Origin of the sequence: Kitasatospora sp. NPDC094028, assembly GCF_049543595.1 — a bacterium.
Classification (GTDB): Bacteria; Actinomycetota; Actinomycetes; order Streptomycetales; family Streptomycetaceae; genus Kitasatospora.
The window spans coordinates 24,609-37,019 of record NZ_JBMVFA010000031.1; the positions used below are offsets into that span (position 1 = coordinate 24,609).

General features: G+C 73.8%; 9 protein-coding genes. 5 read left to right on the forward strand and 4 right to left on the reverse strand.

Annotation, left to right across the window (positions count from 1 at the left end; translation table 11 throughout):
* Nucleotides 1-8: 8 nt before the first annotated feature.
* Nucleotides 9-2,732, reverse strand: a complete 2,724-nt coding sequence (locus ACPC54_RS32670; RefSeq protein WP_498970038.1) for an AAA family ATPase — start codon at nt 2,730-2,732, stop codon at nt 9-11.
* A gap of 436 nt (nt 2,733-3,168) precedes the next feature.
* Here ACPC54_RS32670 and ACPC54_RS32675 point away from each other — a divergent pair, with 436 nt between their 5' ends.
* The 4 genes from ACPC54_RS32675 (at nt 3,169) to ACPC54_RS32690 (ending at nt 7,990) form a co-directional block, all read left to right on the forward strand.
* Complete coding sequence (locus ACPC54_RS32675) at nt 3,169-4,524, forward strand: lipase family protein (protein WP_498970040.1); 1,356 nt, start codon at nt 3,169-3,171, stop codon at nt 4,522-4,524.
* Between the two features lie 185 nt (nt 4,525-4,709).
* Complete coding sequence (locus ACPC54_RS32680) at nt 4,710-5,549, forward strand: oxidoreductase (RefSeq protein WP_498970042.1); 840 nt, start codon at nt 4,710-4,712, stop codon at nt 5,547-5,549.
* Nucleotides 5,550-5,555: 6 nt separating this feature from the next.
* Entirely contained in the window at nt 5,556-6,731 is a 1,176-nt protein-coding gene (locus tag ACPC54_RS32685; RefSeq protein WP_498970043.1) for a hypothetical protein, read from the forward strand.
* A gap of 11 nt (nt 6,732-6,742) precedes the next feature.
* Entirely contained in the window at nt 6,743-7,990 is a 1,248-nt protein-coding gene (locus ACPC54_RS32690; protein ID WP_498970045.1) for an ATP-grasp domain-containing protein, read from the forward strand.
* 266 nt (nt 7,991-8,256) lie between these two features.
* Here ACPC54_RS32690 and ACPC54_RS32695 read toward each other — a convergent pair whose 3' ends face one another.
* The 3 genes from ACPC54_RS32695 to ACPC54_RS32705 all read right to left on the reverse strand — a co-directional run bounded on the left by ACPC54_RS32695 (nt 8,257) and on the right by ACPC54_RS32705 (nt 11,587).
* Nucleotides 8,257-9,537, reverse strand: a complete 1,281-nt coding sequence (locus ACPC54_RS32695) for a sugar ABC transporter permease (RefSeq protein WP_498970047.1) — start codon at nt 9,535-9,537, stop codon at nt 8,257-8,259.
* Nucleotides 9,534-10,322, reverse strand: coding sequence for an ATP-binding cassette domain-containing protein (locus tag ACPC54_RS32700; RefSeq protein ID WP_498970048.1), 789 nt, complete (start codon nt 10,320-10,322; stop codon nt 9,534-9,536). The genes ACPC54_RS32695 and ACPC54_RS32700 overlap by 4 nt, the downstream gene beginning before the upstream one ends.
* A 170-nt stretch (nt 10,323-10,492) precedes the next feature.
* The gene (locus ACPC54_RS32705; protein ID WP_498970050.1) at nt 10,493-11,587 is read right to left on the reverse strand and encodes a sugar ABC transporter substrate-binding protein; all 1,095 of its coding nucleotides are present in this window, start codon (nt 11,585-11,587) and stop codon (nt 10,493-10,495) included.
* A 437-nt stretch (nt 11,588-12,024) separates the two neighbouring features.
* Here ACPC54_RS32705 and ACPC54_RS32710 point away from each other — a divergent pair, with 437 nt between their 5' ends.
* The gene (locus ACPC54_RS32710) at nt 12,025-12,363 is read left to right on the forward strand and encodes a CU044_2847 family protein (RefSeq protein ID WP_498970052.1); all 339 of its coding nucleotides are present in this window, start codon (nt 12,025-12,027) and stop codon (nt 12,361-12,363) included.
* Nucleotides 12,364-12,411: the final 48 nt, after the last annotated feature.

A 12,411-nucleotide genomic window follows, 5' to 3' on the forward strand; every position in this document is an offset into this window, starting at 1 on the left:
GACCGCGGTCACCGCTCGGACAGGGCGCCGTCGATCTCGCGCCGGGAGGAGATCCCCAGCTTGGCGAAGACCTTGCGCAGGTGCCACTCGACCGTGCGAGGGCTGAGGAACAGCTGCGCGCCGATCTCCGCGTTCGGGTGCCCGCCGGCCGCGAGGCGGGCGATCCGCGCCTCCTGCGGGGTCAGGACCGGCGCGCCGGGGGTCCGTTTGCGGACGGTCTCGCCGGTGGCGAGCAGCTCGCGCCGGGCCCGTTCGGCGAACGCCTCCATGCCCGTTTCCGCGGCCGCCTCGTACGCGGCCCGCAGCTCGGTGCGGGCCTCCGTACGCCGGTTCCGGCGGCGCAGCCACTCCCCGTACAGCAGCCGGGCCCGGACCTCGAACACGGCGAGCCCGCCGCGGCCGAAGTGGTCGGCGGCCGCGCGGTAGTGGTCCTCGGCCCGCTCGGGTGCTCCGGTCAGGGCCTCGGCGACCGCGTGCGCGCCCAGTGCCCAGGGGGTACCGGCCCGGCTCCAGTCGGCGAGCCGCTCGCGGGCCCCGACCGCCGCGGCCGGTTGGCCGGCCCGGGTCGCGGCCTCGACCAGTTCGCCGCACGTCCACAGGTGCACGACGAGGTCCTGGTGCTCGACGCCCCGCAGCGCGGCTTCCATGGCGAGCGGGTAGTTGCCCAGGCCGTTGTGGAGCACCGCCCGGGCGCAGGCCGCCATCGCGGTGAGCCGGCCCAGGCCGCGCTGCGCGCCGTCCCGTTCCATCGCCTCGATCAGGTCCAGGGCCGGCCGTTCCCGCCCCCGGTAGGCGTGGATCAGGGCGGTCGAGGCCATGCTCGTCGCCACGCCGGCGGCCACCTCGATCGCCGCGGCCTCGGCCAGCAGGCCCTCGGCCTCGGCGAAACGCCCCGCGTAGCCCAGCGAGGCCGCCCGGTAGGGCAGCGCCGTCGAGAGGATCGACAGCGTGCCCGTCGTCCGGGCGGACCGGACCGCCCGGTCGGTGACGTCCAGCCAGGCCCGGAGATCGCCCAGCTCCACGGCGGCGTTCGCGGCCGGCCACAGGACGGCCGGGTCGGCTCCGTCCGCGAGGGAGCGCAGCGCCCGCGCCAGCAGGGGGAACGCGGCGACCGGCCCGTCCAGGGTCCAGGCGACCAGGGCCCGGAGGAAGACGCCCGCCGTCTCGTCGCCGGGCGGCAGGTCGCGAGCGGCCTCGGCGACCCTCCGCAGTCCGTCTTCGTCGTACCGGCCGGCCCAGATGGCCGCGCCGAACGCCGCGAGGCAGGTCTCCCGGGCGGCGGCCGGGTCGAGGTCCCTGAACCGGCCGGCCGCTTCGAGCAGCGGCCGCACCGCGCCGAACCCCGGGTCGGTCATCGACGACGCCTTGGCCCGCAGCCGGCCGGCGTGGGCCTGCTGCAGCCGGTCCAGCGGACCGAGTTCGGCGGCGGCGAGCAGGTCGGGCACCCGGGCCGGCACGCCCGCGGCGACGTGGGCCGCGGCGGCCGCCAGCGCGCGCCGCGCCCGCTCCTTCGGGTCGGGGGTGAGCGCCGCGGCCCGTTCCAGGAAGGAGGCGGCGGCCGCCCGGCCACCGCGCGCCAGGGCGCGGTCGGCGGAGCCCTCCAGTGCGGCGGCGACCTGCTCGTCCGGCCCGACCGCGGCGTGGGCCCGGTGCCAGGCCCGGCGGTCGGGGTCGCGCTCGTCGTCGGTGGCCCCGGCCAGGGCGCGGTGCGCCGCCCGCAGTGCGGTGACGTCCGCGCCGCGCCACACCGCCGAACGCACCAGCGGGTGCCGGAACCGCACCGTGGCGCCCAGCGTGATCAGGTCCGCGGCCTCGGCCGGTGCCGCGGCCTCCGGACCGATGCCCAGCTCGCGCAGGGCGTGCCACAGCAGCGGTCCGTCGCCGATCGGTTCGACCGCCGCGACCAGCAGCAGGGCGCGGGTGTCGGCCGGCAGCGCGTCGACGCGCCGGCGGAAGCCGTCCTCGACCCGGGTCGCCAGCGGGCCGGCGCCGGGCCCACCGAAGCCGAAGGCCAACTCCGCCGGGGACAGGCCCCGGGGCAGCTCCAGCAGGGCGAGCGGATTCCCGCCGGTCTCGGCCACGATCCGGTCCCGTACCCGCGGGTCGACCGGCCCCGGCAGCACGCCGTCCAGCAGGGCCCGGGCGTCGGCATCGGCCAGCCCGCGCAGACGCAGGTCCGGCAGACCGGAGAAGCCCCCGTCCTCCGGCGTCCCGTCGGTGATCCGCTCGGCGAACACCAACGCCACCGACTCCGCGTCCAGCCGGCGACCGACGAACGCCAGGATCCGATGGGACATCAGGTCCAGCCACTGCGCGTCGTCGACCAGGCACAGCAGCGGGGACCGGGCGGCCGCCTCGGCGAACAGGCCGAGGACCGCGATCCCGACCAGCAGCATCTCGGGCGGGTTCCCCGTGCTCAGGCCGAACGCGACCCGCAGCGCGCCCTGCTGCACCTCCGGCAGCCGGTCGAGGTGCGACAACAGCGGGGCGCACAACCGCTGCAGGGCCGAGTACGCGAAGTCCGACTCGGCTTCGACCCCGGCCGCGCGGACGACCTGCCACGGCCCCGTCTGCCCGGACAGCCGGTCGAGCAGCGCCGACTTGCCGACCCCCGCCTCGCCCCGCAGCACCAGCACCCGGCTCCGCCCGTCGTGCACCTCGCGCAGCAGGCGCTCCAACACCGCCAACTCCCGGTCCCGCCCGAGCAGCCGGCGTTTCGAGTGCTGCGACATGGCACCTCCGGCACGAGTTCCTCCCGGAGGAGCTACTCCCCCATCCTACGAACTCGCATGATCGCCTTCGAACGGGTCGTCAGAAGACCGCAGGATCGACGACCCGGCCGACGTCCTCGTCGCCGAGGAGGGCCCCGGCGTCCTCGCCCGGCTCGTCCGCGGCGCTCGCCGCTACGTCAGCGGCGAAGAAGGACTTCACCGGCCCCGGAGCGTCCGTCGCGCCCGTGGCGGGCCCTCCTTCTCCCGCGTCCGCTGTGTGTCGCCGTGCGGTGTGTCGGATTGTGACCGGTCACAAAGCGCCCCGGGAATCTTTGTGGCCCGGCCCGGGGACAGCTTGTCGGGCCGCGGTCATGATGTTCTCCGGGACGCCGCCTACTGGCTGGTAACACGCCTCCCGCGACGGACTGCCAGGTATTCACGAACCTTGGGGGGATCCTTGCGCACGTGCACGTCCAGGCTGCTCGCCGCCGCCGTCACCGCCGCCCTGGCCGCCACCGCGACGGCCGTCACGGCCGGCCCGGCCGCGGCGGCCGGGCGCTCCACGGCGGGCCCCGCCGCCGCCGCGAGCGACCCGTTCTACTCCTACGACGGCGGCACGCCGCTGGCCTCGCTCGCACCGGGCACCGTGCTCAAGACCCGGACCCTGCCGTACCACGTGGTGGGTCTGCCCACCCCGGTGACGGCGATCCAACTGCTCTACCGCACCACCGACGTGCAGGGCCGCCCGGCCGCCAACGTCACCACCGTGGTGCGCAGCCTGACCGGGGACAGCGGCAGGGCCGTCTCCTACCAGTCCTTCTACGACTCGCTCGACCCGGCGGACAGCCCCTCCCGGGCGGTGGCCGGAGACGTCAGCCTCGGCGGGGTGATCCCGAACGCCGAGGCGCTCTTCCTGGTGCCGCTGCTCGCCCAGGGCTACAGCGTGGTGATCCCGGACACCGAGGGCCAGAACGCCGACTTCGCGGCCGGGCCGGAGTACGGGGCCACCACGCTGGACTCGATCCGGGCCGCGACCGCCTCCCCGACGACCGGCCTGGACTCCGGCACCCGCTTCGGGCTGATGGGCTACTCCGGCGGCGCCGTCGCCACCGCCTGGGCAGCCGCGCTCGCGCCGAGCTACGCGCCGGAGGTGAACGCCGCACTGGTCGGCTACACCGAGGGCGGGCTGCTGGTGGACCCGGCGCACAACCTCAGGTACGTGGACGGCTCGCTGGTGTGGAGCGGGATCACCCCGATGGCGCTGATCGGCGTCTCGCGCTCCTTCGGCATCGACCTCACGCCCTACCTGAACGACTACGGCCGCTCGGTCTACCAGCAGCTGGAGCACGCCTCGATCGTCGACGTCCTGGGCCACTACCCCGGACTGACCTGGAAGGCGATGGCCAAGCCCCCGTACGCCGACCCCGACTCGGTGGCGGACTTCGTCACGGCGGTCAACCGGAACAACCTCGGCTCGGCCCCGACCCCGACCGTGCCCGGCCAGATCGCCCAGGGCGGCGGCGGCATCCTGGAGGGCACCTTCAGCAACCCGGCCGGCATCGGCACGGGCGACGGCGTGATGGTCGCCGGAGACGTGCGGGCGCTCGCCCGGCAGTACTGCGCGACCGGCGCCGGCCCGGTCGCGTTCCACCAGTACGACGCCCTCAGCCACTTCGGCGTCCCCGTCGTCTGGGCCCCGCAGGCCCTCGCCTGGCTGAACGATCGCTTCGCCGGCCGCCCCGCCCCCTCCGACTGCGGCCACATCCCGGCCGGCAACTCCCTCGCCCCGGAACAGCCCACGCCGGCCCGCTGACCCGCGCCTGGCCCGACCCCGCCGGCAGACCCGGCGGGGCGGGAGCGCCGCCGCCGAGCACCGCCGCCGACCACTGCCACCGACCTCCGTCGCCGACTCAGCGTCATCTGACTGATGCGCGCGGGATGCACCGCACGTGACAGTGAGGACCGATGGGTCTCACGACAGAGCACAGGGGGCTTGACATGACTCGCACGTGGTTGATCACCGGCGCGTCCCGGGGCTTCGGGCGGCGCCTGACCGAAGCGGTCCTGGAGCGGGGAGACCGGGCCTTGGCGACGGCTCGGCGGCCGGAGCAACTGGCGGACCTGGTCTCCCGCCACGGGGCGCGGGTGCGCACCGCGGCCCTGGACGTGACCGACGCGGTCGCGGCCCGGGCCGCGGTGGACGGCGCGGTCGCGGCCTTCGGGCGGCTGGACGTGGTGGTGAACAACGCCGGGTACGCCAACAGCGGCCCGATCGAGGAGATGGCGGACGAGGACTTCCGCGAGCAGTTCGAGGCGAACTTCTTCGGCGTGGTCAACGTCACCCGGGCCGCGTTGCCGGTGCTGCGGGAGCAGCGGTCGGGGGTGTTCGTGCAGTTCTCGTCCCTGGGCGGCCGGGTCGGAGGCACCCCGGGCATGGGGGCCTACCAGAGCGCGAAGTTCGCCGTCGAGGGCTTCTCCGAGGTGCTGGCCGCCGAGGTCGCGCCGTTCGGGGTGAAGGTGGTCATCGTCGAGCCCGGGGCCTTCCGGACGGACTGGCAGGGATCGTCCATGGAGCTGCACCCGGTGGGGCCCGACTACGAGGAGACCGTCGGCGCCATGAACCGGTACCGGCGGGATCACAACGGCACGCAGCCCGGCGACCCGGCCCGCGCCGCCCGGGTGATCATCGACGTCATCGGCCAGGACGACCCGCCGCGCCGGCTGCTGCTCGGCGCCCAGGCCGTGACCGCCGCCCTGGCCGCCGGTGCGGCGCGCGCGGAGGAGACCCGGACGTGGGCCGGGGCGAGCGCCGCCGCCGACTTCCCGGCGGGGCGGTGAGCGGACGTGCACAGCAGCCGACTCTTCGACGGTGTCGCACACCCCCGGCAGCACACCTCACCCGCCGCCGGCCGCTCGGGCTCACCGCTGCGCGACTACGTCCTGCACGGCCTTCCCACCGCCCTCGGCGACATCTCGGCAGGGTGCCTGACGTATCGTCAACTCGCCGATTACCAGGAGCAGATGCTCCGGAACCTCACTCCACAGTGCCTCGCCGAGGACGACGAGCGGACCGCGCGCCTCCTCCAGCTCGACCTGCTCTTCCTGCTCAGCGGCTACGCGCCCGCGGGCCCGCAGGCCGCACCCCACGCCCTGACCGAGCTGATCTCCGCCCGGTGCGGCAGGTTCCCCGCGCTGGATCCCCATCTGAGCTACGAACTCCTGATCGACGCCAACTGCGAGGAGTACCTGCGCGGCGGGGACATCCGGGTGTTCTCCGCGGGCCGGGACGCCGCTCTCGAACGGGACTTCTACCTCGGCCACCACCTCTCCGAACCGTGGGCCAAGTCGGCCGCCTACGGCCTGCGTTCACTGGTCCTGCCGGCGGCCGCCGCCCGACCGGCCGAGGTCCTGGACGACGTCGTCGAGCACCTCACGGAGTTCACCCGGTACATGGCCAGGTACCGCAGGCTGTCGCAGCAGGCGTTCAACCGGTTCCGCCCGTACCACATGGGCCATCCCGGCGGCGCGCGCGGCGCGAGCGGTGCGTTCATGCCCAGTGTCCACCTCCTCGAACTGGCCCTGCTGCCGCCGTCGAACGGGTACGGCATCTTCCTGGACCAGTCGATGTCCTACTTCCCCTCGTGGTCCCGGCCCGTCATCGCGCGGTGGCGCGGCGACTCGGTCCGCGGGGCGAACGTGTTCCAGCGGCTGCGGGACGGACGGCTGGTGCTCGACCGCGCGGGCCGCGACCGGCTGGTCAGGGTGATCGACAAGTTCGTCGACTTCCGGATGGCACACCTGGGCGTCACCCGGCACGCGCTCCCCGAGGCGTTCCGGGAGCGGACCGGGCTGACCCGTCGCGGCATCCGCGAGCAGGGCGGCGAACACGACATCCTGGACGGCCGGGACCCCGGAACGTCGGGGTTCAGCATCCGGCACGTGCTCACCAACGCGGTGTACCGGCTCCTCGCGCTGCGCGCCGATCTGACCCACCCCGGCTCCGCTCCGGCCGACCAGTAGGCAGGCGAACGATGTCAGCATTCCGTGTCGCGGTCGTCGACGCGTTCGGCACGTCCTCCGGGTTCACCGGCGCCTTCGGCGCGGTGGGCGGCGAGGTGATCCAGGTCCTGAGCACGCCGGCCCCGCCGGTCGGCGTCGATCCGGTGGACGCCCGGGCCTTCAGCCATGTGCTGCTCCACGACGGCGAGTTGGACGTCCTGGCGGCACGGCTCGCCGCGCTGGGGCCGGTCGCGGTGCTGGCCGGCCGCGAGACCGGGGTGGAGCTCGCCGACGCCCTCTCCGAGCGGCTGGGCCTGGCCTCCAACGGCACGGCCCTGAGCAGCGCGCGGCGCGACAAGTACGTGCAGATCGAAGCCGTCAAGGCCCGGGGCGTCCCCGGCATGCGGCAGCTGCGGACCGGCGACGAAGCCGAACTGCTGGCCTGGCACGGCATGGTGGGCGGGACCGTGGTCGTCAAACCGCTGCGCGGCTACTGGGGTGCCGGCGTGTCGTTCTGCGACCGGCCGCAGGACTCGGTGGCCGCGCTGCGCGGGCTGCGCAGCCGCCGTACGGTGCTGGGCGAGCCGATCACCGAAGTCGTCGCCCAGGAGTACCTGGTGGGCGCCGAGTACATCGTGAACACGGTCAGTTGCGCGGGCGTGCACCAGCTGACCGACGCCTGGCGCACCGAGCGGATCGAGGCCAACGGGGTGCGGGACCTGGTGACCGCGCAGGTGCTGCTGCGCTCCGACGAACAGCCGGTCGGCGAACTCTTCGACTACGGCCGCCGGGTGCTGGACGCCCTCGGCATCCGGTACGGCGCGGCGCACCTGGAGATCAAGCTGACCCCGGACGGCCCACGGCTGGTCGAGGTGGGCGCCCGCGTGTCGGGGCTGCCCCCCTACACGACCGAGGTCCTGGGCGAGGGCCAGCTGGAGTGGACCGTCGACGCCTACGTCCGGCCCGAGCGGTTCCACGCCCGGGCGGGCCGGCCCTACCGGCGGCGGCACGCGTTCGCCTGGGCGGCGCTGGTCGCCCCGGCTTCGGGCCGGCTGCGGCGCTACCGCGCACTGGACCGGCTCGACCGGCTGGCGAGCTTCCGCTCCCTCACCGTGCTGGTGCGGCCCGGCGACGCGATCACCGCGACGACCTACGATCGCGAGTACCCGGCCACCCTGACGCTCGGCCACCCGGTGGACGCCGTCCTGCAGCGCGACCTCAACACGCTGCGCTACCTGGACGGCCCCGGGATGTACGAGATCACCCCGGCGGCCGACTGACGGGCTCGCCGGGCGCATCCGTGGATCCGTGCGGGCGGAAAGCGCGAGGGCCGGTCCGGGGGGCCCCCCCCCCCCGGGGGGGGGGGGGGGGCCCCGCCGGGCGGGGGGGGGGGGGCGGCGGGGGGCCCCCCCCCGGGGGGGGGGCGGGGGGGCCGGGGGGGGGCGCGGGGGGGGCGCCGGGGGGGGGGGCGGCCCCCCCCCCCCCCCCGGGGGGGGCCCCCCGCACCGGCCCTCGGCGCGCGGGGCGGCCGATCGGCGCGTGACCGTCAGCGGGCCGCGGTCTTGCGGGTGCGGCGGGAGACGGAGTCCAGGACGACGGCGGCCAGCAGCACGGCGCCGGTGATCATGTACTGGATGGCCTGGCTGACGTGGACCAGGTCGAGGCCGGTGGTGATGCTCTGGATCACCAGGATGCCGAGCAGCGCGGACCAGGTCTTGCCGCGTCCGCCGAACAGGCTGGTGCCGCCGATGACGGCCGCGGCGATGGAGTTCATCAGGACGTTGCCGCCGCCGAGGATCTTGTCGGCGGAGCCCTGCTGGGAGGCGTAGAAGAGACCGCCGAGGGCGGCCATCCCGGCGGAGATCATGAAGACCGAGATCCGGACCCAGGCGACGTTGATGCCCGCGCGCCGGGCCGCTTCCACGCCGCCGCCGACCGCGAAGATCTGCCGGCCGTAGCCGGTGCGGCGCAGCACGAAGTCGGTGACGACGACGACGGTCAGGAAGATCAGCAGGGGCAGCGGCAGGCCGCTGTCCTGGTTGAGCATGTAGGCGGCGGCCAGCGCGATGGCGGCGAGGACGCCGGTGCGCAGCGCGATCTCGCCGATCGGCCGGGCGGTGAGGCCGGCGGCGGTGCGGCGGCGGGCGTCGAGGAGCTGCCCGGCGGCGTAGAGCGCGGTGCCGAGGACGGCGAGGCCCCAGGCGTAGGCGATGTCGCCGTCGCCGAGGAAGTAGGAGCCCAGGTTGGCCAGGACGCCGTCGTGGACGACGTTGACGGTGCCCTTGTCGCCGAGGACGTACTGCTGCAGGCCGCTCCAGGCGAGCAGGCCGGCGAGGGTGACGACGAAGGCGGGGACGCCGATCTTGGCGAAGAAGAAGCCGTGCAGGGCGCCGATGGCGACGGCGGCGGCGAGGGCGATGAGGCAGGAGAGCCACTCGTTGTAGCCGGCGCGCGCGGACAGGTTGGCGGCGATGGCGGCGGAGGCGCCGGCGAGGGAGCCGAGGGAGAGGTCGATCTCGCCGAGGAGGAGCACGAAGACGACGCCGACGGCGATCAGGCCGGGGGCGGCGATCCACTGGGTGATGTGGGTGAGGTTGTCGGCCTTGAGGAAGTCGCCGGTGATGCCCTGGAAGATGCCGCCGATCAGGATCAGGCCGAGGACGACGGGCACCGAGCCGAGGTCGCCGTTCTTCAACTTCCGCTTGAACTCGGCGAGGTAGCCGGAGAGGCCGGACTCGCGGACGAGCAGGCGGGGGTCGACCGCGGCGGCGGCCGGGGCCGGGGCGGAGCTCTCGGTCGTCTGTTCGGTGGTCTGTTCGGTGGTCACTTCGCGTCCTCCGCGAGTCGGGCCTGGCGCCGGGTGACGGCGTTCTCGGTGGCGCCGGTGATGGCGGAGATGATCTCCTCGTGCGAGGTGCTCGCCACCTCGAAGACGCCGTTGTTGCGGCCCAGGCGCAGGACGGCGACGGTGTCGGCGACGGCCTTGACGTCGGCCATGTTGTGGCTGATCAGGATGACGCCGAGGCCGCGGTCGCGCAGCCGCTCGACGAGGTCCAGGACCTGGGCGGTCTGCTCGACGCCGAGGGCGGCGGTGGGCTCGTCCAGGATGACGATCTTGGGGTCGCCGACCAGGGCGCGGGCGATGGCGACCACCTGGCGCTGGCCGCCGGAGAGGGCGGCGATGGGTATCCGCACGCTCGGGATGCGAATGGAGAGGGTGTCGAGCAGTGCGCGGGCGCGCTTCTCCATGCCGACCTCGTCGAGCATGCCGAACTTCCTCAACTCGCGGCCGAGGAACAGGTTGCCGACCACGTCGAGGTTGTCGCAGAGCGCCAGGTCCTGGTAGACGGTGGCGACGCCGAGGGCCTGGGCGTCGTGCGGGCGGCCGATCGAGACCGCCGTGCCCTCCCACTCGATCGTGCCCTCGTCGACGGGGTGGACGCCGGCGATGGTCTTCACCAGCGTGGACTTTCCGGCGCCGTTGTCGCCCACCAGGGCCACCACCTCGCCGGCGTGGACCTCCAGGTGGACGTCGGTCAGCGCCTGGACGGCACCGAAGCGCTTGGAGACCCCGCGCAACGCCAGTACGGGTGCGCCTGTCACGTGAACCATCTCCTTCTTCCCGCGCGCGCCGTGATGGTGGGGTGGCGGCCGGGCTGGCCCGCGCGCCGTGCGGGGCGGGCGGGTGTGCGTGCGTAAGGGGCGTCGGGGCGGGGCTGGGCCCGCCGCTCGGTACGGGCGGTGCTCCCCCTCGGGGAGGTGGGGGGCACCGCCCGGCGGGACTACTTCAGGCCGGCGGTCGCGCAGGCGGCGGCGTAGTCGGCGGTGCAGATGTCGGAGGCCTTGTAGAGGCCGTCTGCGACGACGGTGTCCTTGATGTTCGCCTTGGTGACGATCTTGGGGTCGAGCAGCTTGGCCGGGATGCCCTTGTCGGTGGCGCTGTCGGCGGTGGAGGAGGCGACCGTCTTGACGTCCTTGCCCTGCAGCAGGTCGACCGCCAGCTCGGCGGCGCTGTCGGCGAGCGGCTTGTACGCCTTGTAGATCGTGTAGGCCTGGTCGCCGTTCACGATGCGCTGGACCGCGTCCAGGCCGGCGTCCTGGCCGCCGACCGGGACGGTGATGCCGGCGCCCTTGAGCTGGGTGATGATGGCGCCGGCCATGCCGTCGTTGGCGGAGTAGACGGCCTGGAAGCCGTCCTTGCCGAGCTGGGTGATCGCGGCGCCGATCTTCTGCCCGGCCACGGTGGGCTTCCACTCGCCGGACTGCTCGTAGACGACCTTCTTGACCTTGCCGTCGAGGACCTTGTGCGCGCCCGCCTTGAACTGGCCGGCGTTCGGGTCGGCCTCGTCACCGTTGATCATGACGATGTTCGCGTCCGCGGCCTTGCCGCCCAGGGCGTCCAGCAGGGCCTGGCCCTGGAGCTCGCCGACCTTCTCGTTGTCGAACGACACGTAGGCGGCGACCGGTCCGGTGGCCAGGCGGTCGTACGCGACGACCTTGACGCCCTTGGCGGCCGCCTCCTTGACCCAGGACTCGGTGGAGGTGGCGTCGAAGGCGTCCAGCACGATCACCTTCACGCCCTGGGCGATCAGGGTGTCGAACTGCTGCTTCTGCTTGGCGGCGCTGCCCTCGGCGTTGTTGTAGAGCACCTTGCAGTCCGCGCACAGCTCCTTGACCTTGCCCTCGATGAACGGGCGGTCGAAGGACTCGTAGCGCGCCGAGGACGCGTTCTCGGGCAGCAGCAGGCCGATGGACTTGGTGTCGCCGGAGGCGGCGGCATCCTTCTTGTCGCCGCCGGCCTTGCCGCACGCGGCCATGGACAGGGCCATCGTGACGGCGGCGGTGGCGATGACGGCGCGACGCATCGTTGCGTTCATGTGGGGGTGCCTCCCTGACGGCGCCGCAACGCTGCGGCGGGGTGGAGGGAGTCAATCCGGATCTGCCGGACGTAGTCAAGAAGTAAATCCAATGAGCGGCGAAGTTGGACTCATTCGTTATCTTCCTGAAGGCAACCGCCCGGACGATCATCGTCAGTCGCCAGGGGTGCGTACGACTCCGGGCGGAAACCCCTGGTAACGTCCTCGGGCGCGGGTTTCGGCCCGGTCGGACGGACCGGGCGGGCCGGGCACGGCCCTGCCATGCCCGGAGCCACTGCGTTCACTAGGTGTCGATGGCCAAGACGCTTGCGCCGTACCCCAGTTGCCGCCGGTCCGACTGGGAGACCCGCTCGGCCAGGCCGGCGCGGAGGGCCGAGGATAGGGTGGAAGGAGCCGCCGCGGAGGCTTGCAGGGATCCGACCGGGCGGAGGTGGATCATGGCGGACCACACGCGCTACATCAAGGCGCTCGCTCCAGGTGGCGGACAGCTGCTCGTCGAAGCGATCGACCTGGACGGCAAGGCGGGAACGGGGCCGGGCGGAGTCCGCACCGGCGACCAGCTGGTCGTGGGCGGGCTCCCGGATTTCGGTCCGGTCATGCAGACGGTGACGAGCCTGGCCCAGTCCTTCCAGCACGCACTGGAGCAGGCGAAGCCGAAGAAGGCCTCGGTCGAGTTCGGGGTCAAGGTGGCGGTCAAGAGCGGGGCGATGACCGCGCTGTTCGTCAACGCGGCCGGTGAGGCCGCAGTCAAGATCACCCTGGAGTGGGGCGGCTGACCGTCCGGAGAGCCAGTCGTGGGCGAGTACCGGACCCAGTACGACGTT

Excerpts from the sequence above, each read along its gene's own strand:
- ACPC54_RS32705 (WP_498970050.1), bottom strand. The coding sequence starts at position 11,587 with ATGAACGCAACGATGCGTCGCGCCGTCATCGCCACCGCCGCCGTCACG.
- ACPC54_RS32710 (WP_498970052.1), top strand. The coding sequence starts at position 12,025 with ATGGCGGACCACACGCGCTACATCAAGGCGCTCGCTCCAGGTGGCGGA.
- ACPC54_RS32690 (WP_498970045.1), top strand. The coding sequence starts at position 6,743 with ATGTCAGCATTCCGTGTCGCGGTCGTCGACGCGTTCGGCACGTCCTCC.
- ACPC54_RS32670 (WP_498970038.1), bottom strand. The coding sequence starts at position 2,732 with ATGTCGCAGCACTCGAAACGCCGGCTGCTCGGGCGGGACCGGGAGTTG.
- ACPC54_RS32680 (WP_498970042.1), top strand. The coding sequence starts at position 4,710 with ATGACTCGCACGTGGTTGATCACCGGCGCGTCCCGGGGCTTCGGGCGG.
- ACPC54_RS32700 (WP_498970048.1), bottom strand. The coding sequence starts at position 10,322 with ATGGTTCACGTGACAGGCGCACCCGTACTGGCGTTGCGCGGGGTCTCC.